Source organism: Chitinophaga flava, assembly GCF_003308995.1.
GTDB lineage: Bacteria > Bacteroidota > Bacteroidia > Chitinophagales > Chitinophagaceae > Chitinophaga > Chitinophaga flava.
This window is the reverse complement of record NZ_QFFJ01000001.1, coordinates 3,346,596-3,369,120: the sequence shown is the minus strand read 5'-3', so window position 1 is coordinate 3,369,120 and position 22,525 is coordinate 3,346,596. Positions and strand designations below refer to the sequence as shown.

Sequence of the window (22,525 nt, the reverse complement as noted above, 5' to 3'; positions counted from 1 at the left end):
CCGCCTGTTTTGCCCCAATAGCGGACTGGATACGGGGCACAAGCTCCCCATATGCCGTATGTGAGTGGGAAAAGTTCCCTACAACCCGCCATGGATAAGAAGATGCCAGTCGTTAACATTCAGTTTACAAAAACAATCTCTTTTTTTCGGAGCAAGCCATTATCTTCGTGACCTCAAGATTTTTCTTGTACTGATTCTAACCCATAACCTCTGAACTACCGCTGTGTAGTTTTAATCACATCCCTGAAACCACTATAGTTTTAATCCTTGTCCTGTTTAGAGCCTGTATCTATTCATTTATTCATTTTTTTAATTTTTAACTGGTTATGACAGGGAAATTTATTTGTGCGACTTTTTGTGTATGTATGACTGTAGCGATTTTTATGGGTTGTTCAAAAGATTCAGGCCTTCTCAATCCACACGCGGCGGACTCTTCAACGACGCCAGCCAACAAACCGAACACTGGCACACCCGCTGCGGATACCTCCAAAGCAAATCCAAATCCAGGCACCGGAACTAATCCAGGCACGACCAACCCTGGCACCACTAACCCAGGTACCGGCGGCACCAGCTCAGGCGTAGCAGGCAACAATATTGACCGCGCCACATTGCTCAACCTGGTAAACGATGTACGTAGTAAAGGCTGTAACTGTGGCGGCGTACAGATGCCACCCGTAGGCCCGCTCGCATGGAACGACCAGCTCGAGAAAGCAGCCTACAACTTCAGTGTAGACATGAACACTAAAAACTATTTCAGCCATACCGGCGCCGACGGCTCTACACCAGGCACCCGTATTACCGCTACAGGATATCAGTGGAATACTTACGGGGAAAATATAGCCAATGGCTATATGAATGAACAGGCCGTTATCCAGGGCTGGATCAATAGCCCCGGTCACTGTAAAAACATTATGACTGCCGACTTTAAAGATATTGGTATTGGCCGCTCCGGTAATTACTGGACTATGGACCTCGCCAGAAAAAGGTAGTTAACGGGGAGCATCCATCTTCTTACGCCAGAAACGCCATATCATATAGAGGTATGCTAACAACGACACACCAAACCAGGTGTAGAAAAAAAACATTCTGCGCGGAGTGGATTCCTCCGGAACACCAAATCCCAGGTACAGACCCAGGAAAACATTGATAAACATCCAGAAAAGCCCGACAAATATGGTACGCATGATCTTTATGAGAAACCAGAAAAGGTCTCTGTCCAGTTTGTTCGGGTCCTCCTCTGGGGGTCTTTCCGATTCTTCTATTTCCGTTTCTTCGGTCATATAAGGGTTGTTCAACATTGCTAAGGTATGCACAGTTTTGCCAGATCGGTGCTATCTCCTTTAAATACGTTAAAATCAACGGTCGTTCTGATACCGTTCACCCTGCCGATATCGCTGTGCTGCCAGAAGAGCCAGGACCTTTGAGACGCCGGCCGCTCCTTCTGATAATAATGCGCTATCCATAGGGGATATTCATCAAACTCACTGCCAAGATACGTTTCGTAGAAGTGAATATTGGTGTAGATGATGGGCTTTACCTTGTAGGCTTTTTCCATCTCTTCCAGCCATATTTTAGCAGTACTGCGGATAACAGCAGCAGGCTGATTGTTGCTTGTTTCTATATCCAGCACCGGTGGCAGATCTCCTGACTGCAGGTCTACTACATTCTGAAAATTGATTGCCTGTTTGAGCGGGTCCCGGGTACTATAAAAAAAGTGATACGCTCCTCTGATCAATCCGGCCTTGCCTGCACGGTCCCAGTTTTGTTTGAATGAAGCGTCCTGTCGGGTGATGCCTTCTGTAGCTTTAATAAAGGTAAAGGATATACGAATTTTGTCCACCTGCATTTGCTTCACCGCATGCCAGTTGATGTCTTTCTGAAACTTCGACACATCGATCCCATGGATCTTATAATTGACTGGCATGTCAATGCCAAATTCCTCGTATCTTACAAATGATATCCTTTCTCTACGGCTGTGCAACCAAAAGTAGCCCGTCAGGGCCAGCACAATTACCAATAATGTCCATAATAAGCGGGTCCAGGTACTTTTCACGTTGTTTCAGTTAGTTGCAGGGAATCGGGAAAGGGATGCTGCTATCATGCTGCAGACCTTTTTTATAGCAAGTATAGGCTATAATTTGTTTAAAGAAGCTACTTTTACATAGGTCAAGAGATTTTTATATGCCCGATTTTAACCTGAATGACACCCTGAATCTCGCTTCCAAATTCACTTTCCGCCGGGCCTGGAACGCCGGGAAAGTGCTGGGTAGCTACTTTATAAGTAAGTGGACCAATAAACCGGTACAATGGGGATATCCTATATCCATCTCCTTTGAGCCCACCACTTCCTGTAACCTGAGATGCCCCGAATGTCCCAGTGGCCTCCGGGCTTTTACCCGTCCCACCGGTATGCTGGAACAGGACTTCTTCCGGAAAACCATCGATGAGATATCCAAAGAATTATTATACCTCATTTTTTATTTTCAGGGAGAACCCTACCTCAACACCGGCTTCCTGGACATGGTGAAGTATGCCTCGTCCAAAGGTATCTATACCGCCACTTCCACCAATGCCCACTACCTGACAGATGCCAACGCTAAAAAAACCGTTGAAAGTGGACTCGACAGGCTGATCATCTCCATCGACGGCACTACCCAGGACGTATACACGCAGTACCGGGTAGGCGGACAGCTAGACAAGGTAATACAGGGCGCCAAAAATATCGTGAAATGGAAAAAGGAACTTAAATCTACCAAACCCTTTGTGTTCTTCCAGTTCCTTGTGGTAAAACCCAACGAACATCAGATAGAAGAAATCAAAAAACTGGCAAAAGAAATCGGTGTGGACCAGGTAAGGTTTAAGACTGCCCAGGTATATGATTATGAAGAAGGCAACCGCCTTATTCCTACCATCGACAAATATTCACGATACCATCGCAACGAAGATGGCACCTATGCCATCAAAAATAAGCTGGGCAACCATTGCTGGCGTCTATGGCATTCTCCTGTTGTCACCTGGGATGGATTGGTAGTACCTTGTTGTTTCGATAAGGACGCCCAGCACCGACTCGGCGACCTTAAAAAAGAATCTTTTAAGGCCTTGTGGCATAATAAAGAGTATATCCATTTCCGTAGTCAGATCCTGCAAACAAGAAAAAACATTGACATCTGCGCCAATTGCAGCGAAGGCACCAAAGTTTGGGGCTAGCAGATGATATCATAAACTATACTGCCCGTTGGATTTATTTTCCAACGGGTTTTTATTTAATAGGCAGCTGCGCTGTTCAATATGAAAAAGCGGTCCGATGAAAGAAGAACGGATATAAGGATAATGTGTACGCCTACACTGTTTTTTCAGCTGGTATGTACAACTACTCCGCTGTCTTCTGCGCCCTTTTCCGTTTGTGGCGGTTGCTCACCTTATTGAAAAGGTTCATACCCAGCTGTACACCGATAAACTCCAATACCGTCATCAGGGCACCAGTAGCAAAATTTTTGAACTTACCACTGCTCCAGGCTACTTTGGCCACGTTGGCAGCAATATTCAATACTCCGCTATGTCTGCCGCTACCGGGGATAACTGCATTCAGCGCCATTTTTTTATAATTGTGCTTGAAATAGTCTGCCCGCCGGCCCAGGTCCTGTTCCAGCTTTTTGGTCCGCATCTGTAAACGGGCGATTTCCCGGTCAAGGTCTTCCTGCGTGGTGACTTTTACCTTCCGCATGTGTAAACATTTTTCATGTTATCCTCTTGAGGTGTTTTCAGTAGCTTCTTCATTAGGCACATGCCCATACATATCATCTTTGTGATCATATCCGGGCTGATTATGCAGATGACCGGACTGTTCATCACGATGCACTATTTCTTCTACCAATTCAGACAGCAGTAACCTGGTCAGGGGCTTCTGTATCAGCTGTTTACGGAACAACAGGATCGCTACAAACAAGAGTATAAACAATCCCGCTGCACAGGAAAAGCCAATGGTAAAGCTACCTGTCATTTCACCAATCCAGAAACCTACTACCATTCCGAGAAATACAATCACGAAAAAAAACAACAGGAAAGCCATCGTCACGGAGAAAAACAATCCCAGTGCTTTCGATAGCTTTCCTGCTGCCTGGAGCTTAAGCAGGTCCAGCCTGGTTTCCAGATACTCTTTGGCTACCTTGCCCGTTTGGTTAAAATAGTTGCCGAAATTATCTTCCATGCAATGTTTTTTATTCTTCCAAAGGGATTACGCTAACTCATTTTCCAACTCGTCCTGTAATTGGTCTTTCCTACTTCTCCATTTTGCTTTCAGTCTGTCGGTCTGGCCTTTCAGCTTTTCCACCAGCTCATCTTTTTTATCAGAATTGAGGAAATACCCTACGGCAACGCCTACGGCCGCACCTACGATGAAAGAAACAACAGCTTTGGAACTCTTACTCATAAAATAGGTTTTTTAAGATGAGAGAATAAAGTTTTCATTTTTTTGTACATAAAGGTTCACAAACACCATTCCATAAATGAATAATGTATAAAACTTTCCCCTAAAATTCCGGTTTAAGAACAAGCAGTACCTTGTTTTGTTTAGTCATCGCCAGCCAGCTGTACTGGTTCGCTTTTTGCCCGTACCGATTAATTATCCGATATTATGTACTATGAGCTACCTGGACAACGACCGACTCAAACAAATTGGTTTTCTCTTACTGATTCTTTTCCTGGCGATTCTCCTGTTCATGGAGCTGTATGGGTTATTCCCCGGATTCCTGGGCGCCATTACCCTTTATGTGATTTGTCGTAAGTGGATGTTCCGTTTGGTGGAAGTGCGTAAATGGAAAAAAAACCTGGCCGCTGCTCTTCTGATGACGGCCTCTTTCCTGATCATCCTGCTCCCGATAGGAGCGCTGGTCAATCTGCTCTCCTCTAAGGTGGCTTATGCTGCCAGCCACTCTGCAGAGCTGATCACCAAAGCGCGGGAGGTCAACGAAAAACTGCATCAGGAAATCGGGATAGACCTGCTTTCAACCGAACAACTGCAAAGGATACAGAAAGGGCTCACTGCTTTCCTGCCGGGGTTTCTGGGTGCTACGTTCAATACGCTCACGGCGATCGCCATTATGTACTTTATCCTGTACTTTATGCTGGTCAACGGACGGAAGATGGAAGAGAACCTATATGAATATATTCCATTGAAAGATGAAAATGTGGAAAGACTGGGGAAGGAATTTAATACGCTGGTATTTGCCAATGCGCTGGGTATACCGCTGATAGCGGTTGTTCAGGGAGTGGTGTCTTTGATCGGGTATCTGGTTTTTGGTGTTCCACAACCGCTATTCTGGTTTGTGGTCACCTGCTTTACCTCGATGCTGCCGGTGATTGGGGCTGCCGCCGTATATGTACCGATGGGCGTGTATTTGCTGGTGGCAGGCAGTACCTGGCAGGGAATTGCTGTGTTGGTATATGGTTTTGGTGTGGTGGGTACGTCTGATAATATAGCCCGTTTCCTGCTGGCCAAAAAGATTGCCAATGTGCATCCGCTGATCACCATTTTCGGCGCTATCATTGGCGTGAGCCTCTTCGGCTTCATCGGTCTGATATTCGGTCCCCTGCTTATTTCCATGTTTATCCTGCTGCTGGAAATATACTCCAACGAATACCTGGTAAAAAGAAGGGACCGTCACAAAAGAGGGCAGCCTCACCGCGAGGCTATGTAAATCAGCGGAAGTAGTTATTGTCCTGAATATAGTTGATCACATTGTCGGGCACCATGTACCGGACAGATTTCCCTTCCTTGATCCATTTGCGGATATCAGTAGCGGAGATGTCGAGCATGGGTGCTTCCAGTATTTCCACCTTTGCACCGTAAGTCTCTGTAATCTCATGCCCCGGACGACGATATACATAGATCGGGTAATTGTTGACGATCTGTGTATAGTTCTTCCACCGCGGCAGATTCTGAAAGCTGTCGCTGCCCATAATGATCGCAAATTCCTGCGTCGGAAATTTTTCTCCCATATAAGTCAGCGTGTCCACCGTAAAGGATGGCCGTGGCAGGGAGAACTCAATATTGCTGGCGCGCAGCCTTGGCTCATCTTTGATGGCCAGTTCCACCAGATGGAAACGGTCATGCTCATTCAGCAAAGCAGAGGAAGGTTTCAGTGGGTTCTGCGGGGAAACCACAAACCATACTTTATCCAGGTCAGTATTGTATGCTACATAATTGGCAATGATCAAATGCCCTGTGTGTATAGGATTAAAAGACCCGAAATACAAACCTATTCTCATGTTTCATCGTATAATTTGCCAATGGCCAGTAATAATACGTGTAAAAATAGGCATTTCCTGCGAGAGCCATTACTGTAACCTGTAAAGCGCGCTTACTCCAGTGGCTTGAATTGTTCAAACACCTGGCCACATGACTTACAATAATGGATAGCGCGACAAAGTGTAGAGCCGAAAGGAGAACGGAGATAGGTATGCTCACTACCGCAATGCGGGCAGGGTGTGTTAAGCATTATTTCCGGCTGCATCTCCCCTTCTACAGTCTGTGGTGGGGCTATGCCGAAGTTCTTCAGCTTTTCTTTGGCAGCAGCGGTCATGCGATTGCTTTCCCAGTGCACCTGTTTGTCTATTTCTACGGTAACGGCTATCCCAAGAGCGTTTTCCACTACCGTCCGTATATTGTCTTTGATATAGCTGATCGCAGGACAGGCTGCAAACGTAGGAACCATCTTGATATGTGCACTGTTGGGGCCTGTTACCTCCACGTCTGTGATCATACCAAGGTCTATCACGCTCAGCACGGGTATTTCAGGGTCCATCACCTGTTCCAGTGTGCGATATATATCTTCCTGAGAAATTACTGGTGACATCATCATATTACCAACTGGCCTCCGTGTCCAGATTAAACACTTCTCCCATTTCTTTCAGCAGCGGGCCCAGGTGGGTGGTATGAAAACCTTTTCTACCGCCGAATTCAGGTGTGATACTGTCCATATCAGGCAGATTGAGTGACGCTTTTACCAGGATCGGGTAAATGCGGTCCAGCCAACGATGGTACAGCTCTTTTTCACCGGGATATACTTTTTCATCTATGAGTAAGTCTTCATAAACGGCCGCTGGCTCGAAGATACCGGCTGCCAGCGCAATCGTTTCGTTGAGTGCAGTTTGCATCCGTGCATAACTTTCTTCATTGGCCCTGCTCAGCTGCATGATAAAAGCATTGGCGTGCAGCGTATGATATTTCAGTTCTCCCTTCAGTTTTTTGCTGAGTTGCTGAAACGGCTCAAAGCTGCTGTCCCGCAGGCTTTCATAACGTACGGTTTCTGCATGGTCGAATAAAAAATGTCTTATCAGGCTGAAGTCGTATGCGCCATTAGGCATCTCCACGAGGTGGGAACATTTAAATGCACTTTCGGGGCGCACAAAAGCGAAGCGATCGGGATCTTCACCTTCCAGATTTTCGTGGAGGATGCGGTATAATGCCCAGGCATGGCCAATCTTATCCTGTGCCATGGAGGAGAAGGCGATGTCTTCTTCCATCATGGGGCCCAGGCCGGTCCATTCAGAATTACGATGACCTTGTATCAGTTCATCGTCTGCCATCTTTACTATAAGGTCTGTTAATGCTGCGTTGTTGATCATTTGGACTGTTTGAATTTGTTGATCTTTTCCATCACTTTAAAACCACTGGCATCACGATAATTTTTTTCCAGGTTGTTGGCAAACATATCTTCATCTTCCACATCAAAAGCAAGAATATCGGCACTTCTAACTACCCAGAGGTTGACACATTTTTTTCGGCGGGCAAACTGTTCCTTGGCAAATACCAGCGCCAGCTGCGGATCGGGCGCATGTACACATCCTACATGCTCGTGATGGGCGCCTCTTTTTTCCTGATGAAACACTTCATATACATTCCAGTTCTCTCCTTCTTCCACCCTGATCACTGTTCCGGCGTCATCCAGTTTCAGCCTGTTTACGCGCGGATCTAAAGACTCGTTAGACATGAATTTACTGATTGGTTTTTATTAAATGGAATAACTTCCTGACGGCACATTATGCCAACAGGATATAACGTGCAGGTATATACGAATTTAAGCAACCGGCAGTGCGTGCCGTTCTGACGGGTTCATTAATGCCTTGCGTACCCAGCGGCCATGTTCTTCCGCCCATTTCCTTACCTGCAGGCGTTCTTCATTGCAGGGGCCACCACCGTTGATCACCCGGAAGAACTCATCCCAGTCGGGATCGGTATATTCCCAGCGGCTGGTGTCCGGATTTTTGCGCAGCAGTGGGTCCGGCAGGGTAAGTCCCAGTTCCAATATCTTAGGAACATAGGTATCAAGGAACTGGTTGCGCATTTCGTCATTGCTCGCCATTTTCACTTTCCACATCATCAGCTTTTCGCTATGCTGGGAGGTTTTGTCGGGAGGGCCGAAGAAATGCATGATGGGCTGCCACCAGCGGTTGAGTGCGTCCTGCAGCATTGTTTTCTGTGCCGGAGTGCCAGTAGCCAGTTCTATAAAGGCGTCGTGCCCTTGTTTGAGGTGAAAACTCTCTTCGTAGCAGATGCGTTCCAGTGCCCGGCAATAGGGCCCGTAGGAACCTTTGGCATTAGCCACCTGGTTAACGATCGCTGCAGCATCGATAAGAAAACCGATTACTGTAACATCCGCCCATGTTTTGGCGGGATAGTTAAATACATTGGAATATTTGGATTTGCCGCTGAGCAGGTCATTGATCATGGCTTCCCTGGATTTGCCGAGCGTTTCGGCTGCATTATAGAGCAGCTGCCCATGGCCGATCTCATCCTGTACTTTGGCAATGAGGGCCAGTTTGCGCTTGAATCCGGGCGCACGGGTGATCCAGGTGCCTTCCGGCAGAGCGCCAATCACTTCAGAATGAGCATGTTGTTCTATCAAACGGATGAGCTGTCTGCGATATTCAGCCGGCATCCAGTCACCGGGCTCTATCTTCTCACCTCTGCTGATCCTTTCTTCAAAAGCTTCCAGCTTTTCCGGGTCATCGTGCTGTTGTTCTTCCCGCAGCTGTTTTCCGTTTGGTTCATCGAAAATATATCCGCCGCCGTACATAGTGCGATTGTTTTGGTTGGAAGTAAATTACGGAAAAAAGCCCGTTTCCGGCAGAAAAATGATTGTTAAAACACAGGCCAAATGTTATAGTATTTACAAATTTTCCGTCTGTGCAACAGGCAGCCAGTCATTTTCCTAATTTTAGTCTCGTTGTAGTTAAAGTATGCCATCTTTTTTACATATATTATGTATGTTTTTTCTGCCCTTCGGGCAGATGAAAGTGCGCACCCTTCCCGCTCCTCCCACTAAAATAACAGCCATCCAGCTGACGATTGAAGACCGGGAAGAAACCGATAAAAAAACAACAGATACTCTTTTTTATTCCCCTGCACGTAAACTCCGCTGGGATGATTTCCTGGGCAAACCATCCCCTGCCGGTGCCAGCGCCGCGGTATCATACACCAGCTTTTCCTATGAAGGCAGCAGCAACCTCGTTCACGATACCCTGAGGATCAAGCTCATCATGCAGGTATTTTTTATAAAAAGCGCTTCCTGGGTAAGAGATGATGCCAGGGAAAACTATGCGCTGATGCATGAACAGCTGCATTTTGACATCACCCGTCTGGTGGTGGAAAGATTCAAACAAAAACTCCGTCAAACAGCATTGAACCGGGACGACTATGATAGCGTTATACAATATCAGTATCTTCAATCTTTCCAGGAAATGAACCGCATGCAGTACGCCTTTGACCGCGAAACTCACCATGGTACTGATATGGCCGCGCAAGTCCACTGGCGAGACAAAATTGTCCTGGGCCTCAAAAACAAAGGTGTAATGCCGGAAGAACTCGGGTTTGACCTCTTTGGTAACGCTGGTCCGCAATAGTTCAAGGTTGATACTCGTTTATTCTATGCAGTTATGCTAAATTTGTCATATGCAACCAAATCAACCGTTCAGGTGGCTGATCACCTGCTTTTTATTTGCCGCGATCCTATCCTCCTGCAAAAAAAATGACCGCACTGATACTCAGCGGGTCTGGCCCAATATCAACGATAGTATTTTCGCCGCCTTTAAAGACATCTACCTGTGGACGGATGTGATCCCCGATTCCGCTACTTTCAAACCAGAAAGTTATGCGAAACCTCAGGATATGTTCAGCGCCCTCACCAAAATAAAGAAAAACAATACCTCCGGAAAAGCACTGGATAAATACAGCTTTCTGGATGATGGCACCACTTCGCGGGCCCTTCAGGAAGGCCAGGTTGGTAACGTAGGCTTTGAAGTAGGCTATCAGACTGATTCCACACTGTTTGTTATATATGTGTATCCTGGTTCACCGGCAGACAAAGCCGGAATCAAGCGCGGGTGGCAGCTTACCAGCGTAAATGGTATCTCCAGTTTTCAGGTAGGACAGGCCACCGATAACCTGCTCAATATTGCCTTCTCTACCAATTCCGCTTATACTTTTCTCAAGCCTGGCAACAACACCCAAAACCTTACGCTCGCTCCTGCCAACTATTCGCTGAATCCCATCCTGTACGCCAACACCTTCAACTTCAATGGGACAAAAGTCGGCTATATTGTTTTTAACAACTTCGTTGCACTCAACGATGTAAAACCAAAGTTCGATTCCCTGTTCAACGCCTTTTCACAGGCCGGCGTAACCCGCATGATCATGGACCTCCGCTACAACGGCGGCGGACTGCTGGAAACAGCTGAGTATCTCGCCAACAATCTGGCACCAGCCAACGCCAATAACACGGTGATGTATACACAGTCCTTCAACAACAATGTCAACACCAATCAATACAGCTATATCTTCCGGAACATGAAAGCGCTTCCCTACTACCCTACAAGGTATTGGTACGACATCTTCCGGCAGGAATCTACTACCTATAAAACGACTTCATTTAAGAAACAAGGTTCCCTTGCACTCACTAATCTGAGCTTCCTGGTCACCTATAGCACCGTTTCCGCCAGCGAGCTGTTGTACAATGTGCTGAAGCCGACGATGCAGCCGCGCCTGATTGGTACCACCACTTACGGCAAACCAGTAGGTTTTATCAACATCCCCTTCGGGCAGTATGATATGTATGCCGTTTGTTTCCAGACATTTAATGCTAACGGTGAAGGCAGTTATTTCGATGGTATTGCTCCGAATATCACCGTAACAGATGATTATACCAACAACTGGGGCAGCTTTAATGATCCGATGCTTCGTACAGCCCTTACCGATATGGGCATCCCGGTTAGCCAGCTGGGCAGGGTTGCCAACGTTACCACCACCCGGAAGGCTGTTATACATCAAGGTATAGACCGCTTCCAGGGCATGATACAGACAAACAGAAACTAGCATATTATAAATACGAAGCCCGCAAAGTGTAAAACTTTGCGGGCTTCGTATTTATATCTCCCGGAGATCAATTCATTCCGGTATCTATATCTTTTGTCACCTGGAGTATGGTTTTCACCGCCTGATAATAGAAATGATGATTAATACGTGTATACTCATCCGTTAGCTGGTGATAATCCGGATGATCTTCCACTCCGAAGTAGAGGAATGGTATCTTTTGATCATTAAAAGGGCCCTGGTCACTCTGGTTGGTCCAGTTATCCCCACCAGAGCCGGGAGTATCATGGCCTGCCAGCAGTTTGACCGTGCTATACGCCGCCACGGCATCGATGTATTTTTTCAGCTGGGGATAAGGATTGGTGCCACAGACGTACAATTCGTTTTTGTCGTTGTGCGCCACCATATCCATGTTGATGTCGAGGATGATTTTATTCAACGGCACCGGAGGTTGCTGCACAAAGGCTTTGGCGCCCTGGAGTCCTTGTTCTTCCGCGTCGAAAGCAACAAACAGCAGTGTGTGTTTGGGCGGATTCTTTTTAAAATAGGCGGCCAGGGCCAGTATAGTACCAACGCCGGAAGCGTTGTCATCTGCGCCGTTATAGATACTGTCTTGTGCGGCATTGGGCCTCCCTATACCGAGATGGTCGTAGTGGGCGGAGATAACGATGACATTGTCAGTTTGTCCCTGGATATAACCGAAGAGGTTTGTACCCATTATTCTCTTAGGCCCCAGTTGGAAATAGAATGGATACTCATAGGTATTATGATAGGGGGTGATCCCTATCTGTTTGAACCTGTCAATGATATAAAACTGTGCCATGCGGTTGCCAGGGGTACCAGTTTTGCGGCCCTCATATTTATCGGCAGATAGGGTGCGTACGTCGTTCATTAACTGGGATGAATCGACGGTAGACTGCGCCAGCAATGGCCCGGCGAAAAGCAGACATAAGCTGTAACAAAACAATTTCATAGTAATGCGTTTTGGTGAGCATTACCTGCAATGTACAAAAGATATTATTTGAAGATATTAAAGATAATCAGGCTGCAGATATAGGCCAGTGAGGTCATGTAAGTGAGCTGCAGTACTGGTATTTTCCATGATTTAGTTTCCCTTTTTACGATGGCCATTGTACTCATACACTGCATGGCGAACGCATAAAACAGCATCAGAGACAAGCCAGCGGCGAGCGTGTATACGGGCCTTCCGTCGGGCCATTTGGCCGACGCCATTTTTTCACGCAGGGTAGCATTGTTGTCTTCCGGATTTTCGCCCACACTGTATAAAGTTGCCATGGTGCCCACAAATACTTCCCGGGCAGCAAAAGAGGTGATCAGCGCAATACCTATTTTCCAGTCAAAGCCCAGCGGACGGATCGCTGGTTCAATAGCATGTCCGAGGATACCGGCGTAGGAATGTGACAGTTTCTCGGAGCGGAATTCCCTGTCCAGTGCATCTGCCTCTGGAGAGCCGGCCGGCGCTGCGGCTATCAGTTTTTCATATTTGGCATGTAGTGGTTCCATTCTACTGGAAGGCCCATAAGACGCCAGGAACCAGAGACACACAGAGATGACCACAATCACCTTACCAGCATCGGTGACAAAGATGCGGGCTTTTTCCACCATGGTAGTGCCTACGTTTTTCCAGCGCGGAGCGCGGTATACCGGCAGTTCCATGATAAAATAGCTTTTCTCCTTGATGCGCACAAACAGCTTCATAACGGCAGCAATGATAACCGCCATAAAGAAGCCCAGCAGATAAAGTCCCATCATCACCAGTCCCCGCAGGCCCAGGATACCGAACACTCTGTTATCTGGGATTACCAGCGCGATCATCATGGTATAGATCGGCAGCCTGGCGGAACAGCTCATCAATGGGGTGACAAGTATGGTAATCAGTCTTTCTTTTTTGTTTTCGATGGTACGGGTGGCCATGATGGCAGGTACTGCGCAGGCTACGCCACTGATCAGTGGCATCACCGATTTACCATTCAGCCCTACCTGGCGCATGAGGCGGTCGGTCAGGAAGCTGATACGTGCCATATATCCGGTATCTTCCAGAACGGTGATCAGGCCAAACAGGATCATGATCTGCGGGATAAATACCGCAAATCCGCTGATACCAGCCAGGATACCATTCACAAATACATCTGTGATTTTGTTGCTGGGCAGTACTGACGTAAGCCAGCCGCTGAGTTTTCCGAAACTGCCCTCTATCAGGTCCATCGGATAGGAAGCCAGCCAGAAGATACTCTGGAACAACAGGAACATCACTACCAGCAGGATCACATATCCCCAGAAACGATGCAGCAGCAGGTCGTCGATTTTTTCCGAGCGCAGCTGTTTCTGCAGTGGGTCTGTTTCTACCACCGTCGCTTTCATGATATGCTTGATACGGTTGTATCGCTGCATGATCTCTTCAGCCTGTACTTTGGTTTTATTGAACTGGTTTGTTTGCAGGGATTGGCGGATGGCCTGTTTCTGCCCTGCATCCAGGAAGGTCAGTTCTTCGGCGTTAACGGCGATGTGCAGCGCACCATAGTCGCTACTGGCCGGCACCGCTTTTTTGACATCGTCGGTTACGGCTTTAGCCAGGGCTGCATTGGCAATAAAATCCCTGGGCGCTGCGCTGTAGTGGCCACGGGCGGCCAGTTCGATGATTTTTTTGAGCTCAGTCACCCCTTTGTTTTTACGGGGGTTGATGGCTACAATCGGCACACCCAGTTCTCTTTCCAGCCCATCGATGTCTATTTCCACGCCTTTTTTACGGGCGATGTCCATCATGGTGAGGGCGATGATCACCGGTTTTTTCAGGTCGATGATCTGAGAACAGAAGAGGAGATTGCGTTTCAGGTTGGAGGCATCGGCAACAATGACTACCAGGTCCGGTTTGTCTTCATTGCTTGGATTGATCAGCACATCGTAGGTTACGTACTCATCGGCACTTTTAGGGTACAGGCTGTAGGTACCCGGAAGGTCAATAATGTTGGTCGAAAGCCCGGGAACGATGGTTGCCGTTCCGGTTTTCTTATCTACCGTTACTCCGGGGAAGTTGCTTACTTTCTGATTTAACCCGGTCAGTGCGTTAAAAAGGGAGCTTTTTCCACTATTCGGATTTCCTACCAGCGCGATGTTTATAGGTGCCTGCATCCTTATCTTATCCTATTTTTTAATATTATATGCCGAATACACAAAGTTAAACATTAATCGGCCTGGGTAATGATCGGATCGGGAAAAAAGAAGCGGGGCTGACCTTAAAAGGTCAGCCCCGTTCTTATTTGATTAGCTGAGAATATATAACTACTTGCGAATGGTGTCATTACCTTTATAGTGGTAGACAGCTTCTGCAGAATCCCGGCTGATTTTTGTTTCTGAGGACTTTTCAGCTGATTCATCAGAAATTCCTGATGGCGTCATTTTCAGGGTGCTGGAACCGCTTCTGTCATCCCAATCGTCGGAATCGATACCGATAAACCAGTCATCACCACTATTATACCGGCGGCCGTATTTATCGAAAGAGAAATGGCGGTAGATCTCGTCTCCTATTTCGATGTTTTTACCTACCGGTACTTTTACCACCATCAGCAAACGCTGACCACGGAATTTAGAGTGCAGTGGCAGGGAGAAACCATCCGGAATGTACAGCACGGAATCATCCTGTTTAATGTTGAACTGGATATCCGTTGCATACTTATTTGCCTGCTGCAGGGTACGACCCTGGGAGAAGCGGTACAGCTGTACACTAAAGCTATCTGTCTGGCTTTTTTCGATCCTGAGTTTTACCAGGTTGATCATGATGGTATCGTCGGCTACCAGCAGGTTGTCATCGAACCAGGAAAAGTTATCATGGCTGAGACCACCCGGAGCTACGCGGAGAACCAGCTTGTTGTTGGAAGGCTGCTTGATGGCCACCACTTCTGCAGGTACGCTGCTGCGTCTTCTGAAGTCTTTTGCTACAGAGGTAACAACGATGGCACCCAAAGCCAGTCCCAGTAACCAGAGGAACATCAGGGTATATCCGGCATAACGGCTGCCTTGTTTGATACCGGTGAGCTTACGAACGATGAAGATCAGCAGTGCCACTACCGGTATTCCCAGTAACAACCCAATGGCCGGCCAGAAAAGGTAGCTCTGTGTGGGTGTGCTGAGTAACAGACCTTTTAAGGGAAACAGGGCCGCGGAAGAGATAGCGATCGCTACGCCCGTTACGATCAGGCAGATCAGGATCACTACTGCCAGAAAGTAAAAGAATCCTTTGGTAACAAACATCACGACATTTCCGAGCCCTTTTGCAAGGTTCATAAAAAAGCGTTCGAGGTCATTACCTACTTGTTTTCCGCGGCCCTGAGAAAAATTTCGGAAATCATTTCCTACGTTTTTCATTTGGCTCTTCATGTTATTCAGTTCTTCCTGAATGGTGGTTTTGATGTTGTTGAGGTCCACCTTTTCGCCTCTCATTTCCAGTTTTTCAGCAGTGGTGTCAGCAGAAGGTGTAGCTACCCAGAGGATAAAGTACACCAATACGCCGGAACCGAAGCCTCCGATGGCCAGGAGGGCGAAGATGATACGGAAGATCACCGGGTCTACGTTGAAATAGGCACCCAGACCGCTACAAACACCACTCAGCACTTTATTTTCCGGATCACGGTAGAGGCGTTTACGCGGACGGGGCATATACGCTTCAGCATTATCATTTGTCTGAGACTGTTTTTTGCTGCTATCGGGAGCATCATCAAACTGCTCAGGTGTGCCCATAGAGGCTTTTACAGCCACGATGTCCTCATCGGTAATGCAGTGAGCACCTTTTTTCAGTTTGTCCTGGAACAGCTCAGCGATACGGCTTTCAATGTCAGCCACAATTTCGTCGCCTCCATCTTCTTTTGAAAAATATGATTTCAGACTGTCCAGATACTGACGCAGCATCTCGTAAGCACTATCCTCAATGGGAATGAGCCGACTCGACAGGTTTATGTTAATAATCTTTTTCATTTGTTGGTTCTTTTAGATTTTAGGTTTAGGTATATCGCTACACAGCTGAGCTGTTCTGTGTGAGTTGATGGACCGCATTGGCCAGTTCGTTCCAGGTGCTTTCCAGTTCCTTATAAAACGTTTCGCCTTTTTCGGTCATGGAAAAATATTTCCGGGGCGGGCCGGAGCTGCTTTCAACCCATCTATAGGTGAGTAACTCCGCATTTTTAAGCCGTGTCAGCAAGGGATATAAAGTACCCTCCAGAATGTCGAGCTTTGCCTCTTTCATCTTTTCAATGATGTCTGATGGGTAAGCTTCTCCTTGCTTGATTACGGACAGAATGCAAAACTCAAGCACCCCCTTCCGCATTTGTGACTGTGTGTTATCAATGTTCATGGCAAGTGAGCTTTAATTGTTTTACTAATGGTGGTTTTTGATTTAGTAAGTCGTAAGTCTTGTACACCTACCTCCGACTTTCTGATACAAAAATAGGAATTATTTACTACTATGCAATACACAATACCATATAAAGCAAAATAACTTGTTTTGAATATTACCGTAAAATCGGTGGAAAGCGGCTACAGGTGTACATCTTCCTAAAAAACCAGAAAATACGCTGAACCAAACAAAGTGACAAGTGGTTAAAATACAGGATAAACGGAAATGTTCTTTATTTTGACATATTATTAAAGGGGAAACAAATCCATCCACTGATCACAAATCGCTTTAACATTTTTTTAATTATCGTAACTTAGTATATATCGGTTCCCTCAATTACTTTTGTATCAGTGCTTAACACAATGAAGAAAATTATCGGCATATTTCTTTTGGGCCTTATGGTTTCCCAGTTACTTCCTATTAAGGAAGTAGGAAAGCTGCTGTTTAATAATCAGATTGTGGAAGAGCATCCGATTGATGCGGGTGGCGACCATGTGAAAATGGCTAAAGAACTGAAGTTCTGTAAGGTATTTGATCCACTTGAGTTTAACCCGGTATTATTATTAGGCGTTTTGCAACCTCTTTTAATGGAGGATATCCCCAGCAATCCGGCCCAGGAAATCCACGCGCCTCCTCCCAACTACTATAGGGCGTAATCAGATCCAGCTGCTGTAATCTCAGCCAGCCTGTTATTTCTATTTTCTTATTGTTTTTTTTCAACATTCAGACACTTTAGGGACATCGTGTATCCATATAACGGGATACCGTTATATGTACCCAATGGGTGTGTCATCTGTAATAACTTCCGTGTTGCAGCGCTGGCTGCTGCCCGGAATGGCGATCCTTCAACGGAAAAACCATTTTTTATGAACAAGCAAACATCAATCTTCTCCAATATTAAGGGGGACTTCTCTTCGGGTCTCGTTGTTTTCCTCATTGCTGTGCCGCTGTGTCTGGGCATTGCCCTGGCCTCCGGCGCACCGCTTTTTGCCGGCATGATCGCTGGTATTGTTGGCGGTCTTGTTATTGGTTTTTTCAGCGGTTCACAGCTGAGTGTAAGTGGTCCGGCTGCAGGCCTTACCGCCATTGTGTTGTCGGCCATTACCAAACTGGGTGCATTCGACATCTTTTTGCTCGCCGTGGTAATCGGTGGCGCCCTGCAACTGGTGCTGGGGCTCATCAAGGCAGGAACAGTAGCCAACTACTTCCCTTCCAACGTCATCACGGGCATGTTGGCAGCCATTGGTATTATTATCATTTTAAAACAATTGCCTCATGCATTCGGCTATGATGCCGACAGCGAAGGCAGCATTGCCTTTTTCCAGGCAGATGGGGAAAACACCTTCAGCGCGTTGCTGTCTGCTGTCAACCACATCAATATAGGTGCAACAGTTATCACTCTCATATCCATTTTTATCATTCTGTATTGGAGCAAGGTCCCCAAATTAAATCTGGTACCAGCACCTCTCGTGGCTGTAATTGCAGGCATTCTGCTGAACCGTGTATTTGCAGGCAATGAAGTGCTGGCACTGGGGGCCAATCACCTGGTAAGTTTGCCGGTACCGGAAAGTTTTTCAGACTTCCTGGGCCAGTTTACTTTGCCGAGGTTCAGCGCCATTACTAATAAAGAAGTGTGGATAACCGGCCTTACCATTGCAATCATCGCCTCTGTGGAGACATTGCTCAACGTAGAAGCTACCGACAAGCTCGATCCGCTGAAACGTTATACCTCTCCTAACCGGGAACTGAAAGCGCAGGGTATCGGCAATATCGTCAGCGGGATGATTGGCGGACTTCCTATCACTTCCGTGATAGTACGTTCCAGCGCCAACATCAATGCCGGCGGACGCACCAAACTAGCCACTATGGTACACGGCTCCCTGCTCCTGATCTGTGCAGGTTTGATACCAATGGTACTCAACATGATACCGCTGGCCACTCTGGCTGCTGTACTGCTGGTTACCGGCTATAAACTGTGTAAACTGGAAGTCTTCAAGGAAATGTTCAAAAACGGTAAATACCAATGGGTACCTTTCGTAGCCACCGTAGCAGCAATCGTATTCACCGACCTACTGATCGGGATCGCTATTGGTATGGCCGTTAGTATCCTGGCCATCCTGCGTGGTAATATGAAGAGCTCCTACTATTTCCGCAAGGAAAAATACCAGACCGGCGACAGCATCCGGCTGGAACTGGCCCAGGAAGTGTCTTTCCTCAACAAAGCCAGTATCCTTCTGACGCTGGACCATCTGCCTTCCGACACTACCGTAGTGATAGACGCTGAAAAAACGGCCTATATCGACTTCGATGTATTGCAGACGATCCGGGAATTCAAGGACATCAAAGCACCACAAAAAAATATTACTGTTATCCTCACCGGGTTCAAGGATGTATACAAAATTCCTAACACCCCCGGGAGCCAAATAGAGGAGCACAACCGGCGTAGTAACGGGCACGTACACACCATAGCTGCCGGTAGTCATAAAGAATTGCTCAAACAATTGCAATTGAACTAGACGGATGGCTTAACACAAATCGAGGCAAGAGAAAGGAAACCATGCTTTCTTCCCTCCTTTTTTCACCCAACAAAATGATTTATCATGAAAACATTGAATAAAGTATCACAGAGTGAGATTACACCAAGACAAGCTTTGGAATTATTAAAAGCAGGTAACCTGCGTTTTGTAGATAACCTGCGTATCAACCGTAACCTGCTGCAGATGGTGAATGATACCTCCGACGGCCAGTGGCCGATGGCTGCCATCGTAAGCTGCATGGACTCCCGCACTTCCGCGGAACTGGTATTTGATCAGGGACTGGGAGATGTTTTCAGTATCCGTCTGGCAGGTGCCGTTATCTCCGACAACGTACTCGGAAGCCTGGAATATGCCTGCAAGGCTGCCGGGTCCAAATTTATTGTGGTATTGGGCCACACCAAATGCGGCGCTATCTGCGGTGCCTGCGACGCTGTGGAGATGGGCAACCTCACCGGTTTGCTCAACAAAATCACGCCAGCCGTATTTGCAGAAAAAACCATCACCGAAAACCGTACTTCCAAAAATCCGGAATTCGTGGGTGCGGTGACCAATATACACATAGAACGTTCCGTACAGGCGATCATGGAACAAAGCCATATCCTTCGTGACATGATCCTGAAAGGTGATGTGGGTATTATTGGCGCTATGTACGATGTGGAAACGGGGGTAGTAACTTTTATGGAACATACACTTATCCTGAACAACGATAAGGAAACGGCTCCAGCCATGGCCGTTTAATAAAATGTCTCCCTTACCGGAGATGTATGTTTGCTTGTGATATTAATGGGGCTGAGATAACAATGTTTAGCGGGTTTTTATAGGGGTACCAGTTAAACCGTTATCAAGGCCCCATTATATCTTGTTGATTGCTGAGGCAGTTCTTCGGAGCGTTATATCGCTCTTAACTTTGCTGCGGCCTGTTCCAGAGTGGTTTCCTTTTTGGCAAAACAGAAACGGACCACATGATCATCCTTTCCATCCTGATAAAATGCGGATACAGGAATGGCAGCCACGCCAAATTCTTTTGTCAGCCTCACAGCAAATTCCTTGTCTCCTTCCGAAGAAATCCGGTCATAGCGCATCAGCTGAAAATAACTTCCCTCGCTGTGCAGTGGCGTAAAACGTGAATCTTTCATCAGTTCCAGAAAATAGTCCCTTTTCTGCTGGTAAAATGCCGGCAGTTCGAGATAATGCGCCGGGGTTTCCAGAAACCGGGCCAGTCCGTACTGCATCGGAGTATTTACAGAAAAACAGAGATACTGGTGTACTTTCCGGTATTCCTTCATCAGGTGTTCCGGTGCTACACAATACCCCATTTTCCAGCCGGTGTTGTGGAAAACTTTCCCGAAGGAAAAGGTCACAAAGCTGTTACGGTAAATAGCCGGATAGCGTAATACACTCAGGTGGCGGGCGCCATCAAACACCAGGTGTTCATATACCTCATCAGACAGTACGAGGATATTAAATTCTGCTACCAGTTTTTCCAGTTCAGCCATGTCTTCTTCCTGCAGGATGCTGCCGGTAGGGTTGTGTGGTGTGTTGACCATTATCATTTTAGTGCGGGGCGTTATTTTGCTGCGCACAGTTTCCCAGTTGATCCGGTATTCCGGGAAAGAGAGGGGGATCAACACCGGTTTGCCACCGTTGACCAGTACATTGGGAATGTAGCTGTCGTAGGCGGGTTCAAAAATGATCACTTCATCACCCGGGTGGATGTAGGTAGCGATGGCCGTATAGATCGCGTAAGTGCCACCGGGGGTGATGGTAATGTCGGTGTCGGGATTGATGTTTTGCTGATAAAGGCTTTTGATTTTAGCGGCGATGGCAGAACGTAGCTGCATCAGGCCGGGCATGGGCGCATATTGGTTATGCCCTTGCTGCATGGCCAGAGAGACCATTTCCTTCAATTCATCGCTGCAATCATAATCCGGGAAGCCCTGTGAGAGATTAATAGCCTTATGTTCCGCTGCCAGGGCCGACATAACGGAAAAGATGGTGGTTCCTGTGTGAGGTAATTTGGACATAGACAGTTACAATTACGGACTACAAATTACGAATTACGAATGGTGTTATTTGTTATTCGTAATCCGTAATTTATAATTTTATAATCCGTGAATTGTTACAGGAATTTATCGCCTTTATTGCGTTTGATTTCTGCTACGTATTCCTTGATTTGCTGTTCATTATCTTTTTTGCAGATGAGCAGCACATCCTGGGTATCGATTACAATAAATTCATCGAGGCCCTGCAGGAGTACCAGTTTATCATTGGGGACTTTCACCATGCATTTGGTGGCGTCTATTACTACTACATTCTTGCCCTGTACAGCATTACCAAGGTAATCCTTTTCGAGGTTTTCGTAGGCGGAAGCCCAGGTACCAAGGTCGCTCCAGCCGAAGTTGGAAGGGATCACGTATACATTATCTGCTTTCTCCATGATACCGTAATCGATGGAGATGTTGGTGCATTGCGGGTATACTTTTTCGATCACATCTTTTTCTTCGGGGGTATTGAGCGCGTAAGAGCTTTGTGCGAAGAGCTCGTCTATTTCGGGCAGGTATTCCCGGAATGCAGAGAGGATGGTTTTAACGTTCCATACAAAGATGCCGGCATTCCAGAGGAAGTCGCCGCTTTGCAGGAATGTTTTGGCCAGTTCCATGTTAGGCTTTTCGGTAAAGGTTTTCACCTTGTACACGTTGTCGGCCACCTGTTGTGGTTCGTACTGGATATAACCATAGCCGGTGTCGGGACGGGTAGGTTTGATCCCCAGTGTTATGAGGGCACTGTGTTTCTGTACAAACAGGAGCGCGTTGAGACAGGCATTGGTAAAGGCTGGTCCGTCAACGATCAGGTGATCGGCGGGTGCACAGATGATGTTAGCCAGTGGGTCCTGCTTATGTATTTTATGGGAGATATAGGCAACACAGGGAGCTGTATTTTTACGGGATGGTTCACTGACGATATTGGCCTCAGCGAGCTCAGGGAGTTGTTCGGCAACCTTATTAGTATATTGCTGGTGGGTAACCACAAAGATATTCTCCTTGGGGATGAAGCTTAAAAATCGCTCATACGTCCATTGAAGCAATGTTTTCCCGGTATTCAGAATATCCAGGAACTGCTTGGGATTATCGGTGCGGCTGTGAGGCCAGAAGCGACTGCCGATTCCACCGGCCATAATTGCCACGTAAAAATGGCTGTTCAGTTGTGTCATTG

At 46.9% G+C, this 22,525-nt stretch carries 24 protein-coding genes; 8 read left to right on the top strand and 16 right to left on the bottom strand.

Going from position 1 to position 22,525, the window contains the following annotated elements; genetic code table 11:
- Positions 1-365 precede the first annotated feature (365 nt).
- A complete protein-coding gene (locus DF182_RS13535; protein ID WP_211327104.1) occupies positions 366-989 on the top strand; it encodes a CAP domain-containing protein in 624 nt (207 codons plus the stop codon).
- Here DF182_RS13535 and DF182_RS13530 read toward each other — a convergent pair whose 3' ends face one another.
- Together DF182_RS13530 and DF182_RS13525 are read right to left on the bottom strand one after the other, a co-directional pair.
- Positions 990-1,280 (bottom strand): hypothetical protein, encoded by a 291-nt coding sequence (locus tag DF182_RS13530; RefSeq protein ID WP_147243432.1) that lies wholly within the window; start codon positions 1,278-1,280, stop codon positions 990-992. It lies immediately after the preceding gene.
- Between the two features lie 20 nt (positions 1,281-1,300).
- Positions 1,301-2,053 (bottom strand): glycoside hydrolase family 25 protein, encoded by a 753-nt coding sequence (locus tag DF182_RS13525; protein ID WP_245957435.1) that lies wholly within the window; start codon positions 2,051-2,053, stop codon positions 1,301-1,303.
- Between the two features lie 128 nt (positions 2,054-2,181).
- On the opposite strand from DF182_RS13525, the gene DF182_RS13520 reads away from it, so the two are divergent.
- A complete protein-coding gene (locus DF182_RS13520) occupies positions 2,182-3,207 on the top strand; it encodes an SPASM domain-containing protein (protein ID WP_113616128.1) in 1,026 nt (341 codons plus the stop codon).
- Positions 3,208-3,370: 163 nt separating this feature from the next.
- Here DF182_RS13520 and DF182_RS13515 read toward each other — a convergent pair whose 3' ends face one another.
- Genes DF182_RS13515 through DF182_RS13505 form a run of 3 tightly spaced genes read right to left on the bottom strand, consistent with a single transcriptional unit; the run spans position 3,371 to position 4,429 of the window.
- Positions 3,371-3,724: a hypothetical protein gene (locus DF182_RS13515; RefSeq protein WP_113616127.1), complete on the bottom strand. Its 354-nt coding sequence runs from the start codon at positions 3,722-3,724 to the stop codon at positions 3,371-3,373.
- 18 nt (positions 3,725-3,742) lie between these two features.
- Positions 3,743-4,207: a hypothetical protein gene (locus DF182_RS13510; protein WP_113616126.1), complete on the bottom strand. Its 465-nt coding sequence runs from the start codon at positions 4,205-4,207 to the stop codon at positions 3,743-3,745.
- A gap of 27 nt (positions 4,208-4,234) precedes the next feature.
- Complete coding sequence (locus DF182_RS13505) at positions 4,235-4,429, bottom strand: YtxH domain-containing protein (RefSeq protein WP_113616125.1); 195 nt, start codon at positions 4,427-4,429, stop codon at positions 4,235-4,237.
- 211 nt (positions 4,430-4,640) lie between these two features.
- On the opposite strand from DF182_RS13505, the gene DF182_RS13500 reads away from it, so the two are divergent.
- A complete protein-coding gene (locus DF182_RS13500) occupies positions 4,641-5,696 on the top strand; it encodes an AI-2E family transporter (protein ID WP_113616124.1) in 1,056 nt (351 codons plus the stop codon).
- Between the two features lies 1 nt (position 5,697).
- Here the strand turns inward: DF182_RS13500 and nadD are convergent, their stop codons facing one another.
- The 5 genes from nadD to paaA form a co-directional block, all read right to left on the bottom strand.
- Complete coding sequence (gene nadD, locus DF182_RS13495; protein ID WP_113616123.1) at positions 5,698-6,267, bottom strand: nicotinate (nicotinamide) nucleotide adenylyltransferase; 570 nt, start codon at positions 6,265-6,267, stop codon at positions 5,698-5,700.
- 92 nt (positions 6,268-6,359) lie between these two features.
- The gene (gene paaD, locus DF182_RS13490) at positions 6,360-6,860 is read right to left on the bottom strand and encodes a 1,2-phenylacetyl-CoA epoxidase subunit PaaD (protein ID WP_113616122.1); all 501 of its coding nucleotides are present in this window, start codon (positions 6,858-6,860) and stop codon (positions 6,360-6,362) included.
- A 1-nt stretch (position 6,861) separates the two neighbouring features.
- Positions 6,862-7,626 carry a 1,2-phenylacetyl-CoA epoxidase subunit PaaC gene (gene paaC, locus DF182_RS13485; protein ID WP_113616121.1) on the bottom strand — a complete coding sequence of 255 codons (765 nt, stop codon included), beginning with the start codon at positions 7,624-7,626 and terminating at the stop codon, positions 6,862-6,864.
- Entirely contained in the window at positions 7,623-7,991 is a 369-nt protein-coding gene (locus tag DF182_RS13480; protein ID WP_113616120.1) for a 1,2-phenylacetyl-CoA epoxidase subunit B, read from the bottom strand. Before DF182_RS13480 ends, paaC begins: the two co-directional genes overlap by 4 nt.
- A gap of 87 nt (positions 7,992-8,078) precedes the next feature.
- Complete coding sequence (gene paaA / locus DF182_RS13475) at positions 8,079-9,077, bottom strand: 1,2-phenylacetyl-CoA epoxidase subunit PaaA (protein WP_113616119.1); 999 nt, start codon at positions 9,075-9,077, stop codon at positions 8,079-8,081.
- A 190-nt stretch (positions 9,078-9,267) separates the two neighbouring features.
- Between paaA and DF182_RS13470 the strand changes: the two genes are divergently transcribed.
- Together DF182_RS13470 and DF182_RS13465 are read left to right on the top strand one after the other, a co-directional pair.
- On the top strand, positions 9,268-9,903 hold the full coding sequence (locus DF182_RS13470) for a DUF922 domain-containing protein (RefSeq protein ID WP_113616118.1): 636 nt from the start codon (positions 9,268-9,270) through the stop codon (positions 9,901-9,903).
- A gap of 49 nt (positions 9,904-9,952) precedes the next feature.
- Positions 9,953-11,371 carry a S41 family peptidase gene (locus DF182_RS13465; protein ID WP_113616117.1) on the top strand — a complete coding sequence of 473 codons (1,419 nt, stop codon included), beginning with the start codon at positions 9,953-9,955 and terminating at the stop codon, positions 11,369-11,371.
- Between the two features lie 67 nt (positions 11,372-11,438).
- On the opposite strand, the gene DF182_RS13460 is transcribed toward DF182_RS13465, so the two are convergent.
- From DF182_RS13460 to DF182_RS13445, 4 genes are all read right to left on the bottom strand, one after another.
- Entirely contained in the window at positions 11,439-12,341 is a 903-nt protein-coding gene (locus tag DF182_RS13460) for a M28 family peptidase (protein ID WP_113616116.1), read from the bottom strand.
- Between the two features lie 44 nt (positions 12,342-12,385).
- A complete protein-coding gene (gene feoB / locus DF182_RS13455; RefSeq protein ID WP_113616115.1) occupies positions 12,386-14,518 on the bottom strand; it encodes a ferrous iron transport protein B in 2,133 nt (710 codons plus the stop codon).
- A 150-nt stretch (positions 14,519-14,668) separates the two neighbouring features.
- On the bottom strand, positions 14,669-16,357 hold the full coding sequence (locus DF182_RS13450; protein ID WP_113616114.1) for a PspC domain-containing protein: 1,689 nt from the start codon (positions 16,355-16,357) through the stop codon (positions 14,669-14,671).
- A gap of 37 nt (positions 16,358-16,394) precedes the next feature.
- On the bottom strand, positions 16,395-16,733 hold the full coding sequence (locus DF182_RS13445; RefSeq protein ID WP_113616113.1) for a PadR family transcriptional regulator: 339 nt from the start codon (positions 16,731-16,733) through the stop codon (positions 16,395-16,397).
- A 404-nt stretch (positions 16,734-17,137) separates the two neighbouring features.
- On the opposite strand from DF182_RS13445, the gene DF182_RS13440 reads away from it, so the two are divergent.
- The 3 genes from DF182_RS13440 (at position 17,138) to DF182_RS13430 (ending at position 20,050) form a co-directional block, all read left to right on the top strand.
- Positions 17,138-17,431 carry a hypothetical protein gene (locus DF182_RS13440; protein WP_113616112.1) on the top strand — a complete coding sequence of 98 codons (294 nt, stop codon included), beginning with the start codon at positions 17,138-17,140 and terminating at the stop codon, positions 17,429-17,431.
- Between the two features lie 210 nt (positions 17,432-17,641).
- Complete coding sequence (locus tag DF182_RS13435; RefSeq protein ID WP_113616111.1) at positions 17,642-19,291, top strand: SulP family inorganic anion transporter; 1,650 nt, start codon at positions 17,642-17,644, stop codon at positions 19,289-19,291.
- Positions 19,292-19,375: 84 nt separating this feature from the next.
- A complete protein-coding gene (locus DF182_RS13430) occupies positions 19,376-20,050 on the top strand; it encodes a carbonic anhydrase family protein (RefSeq protein ID WP_113616110.1) in 675 nt (224 codons plus the stop codon).
- 152 nt (positions 20,051-20,202) lie between these two features.
- Here the strand turns inward: DF182_RS13430 and DF182_RS13425 are convergent, their stop codons facing one another.
- The gene (locus DF182_RS13425; protein ID WP_113616109.1) at positions 20,203-21,336 is read right to left on the bottom strand and encodes a methionine aminotransferase; all 1,134 of its coding nucleotides are present in this window, start codon (positions 21,334-21,336) and stop codon (positions 20,203-20,205) included.
- 95 nt (positions 21,337-21,431) lie between these two features.
- The gene (locus tag DF182_RS13420) at positions 21,432-22,523 is read right to left on the bottom strand and encodes a mannose-1-phosphate guanylyltransferase (protein ID WP_113616108.1); all 1,092 of its coding nucleotides are present in this window, start codon (positions 22,521-22,523) and stop codon (positions 21,432-21,434) included.
- Positions 22,524-22,525: the final 2 nt, after the last annotated feature.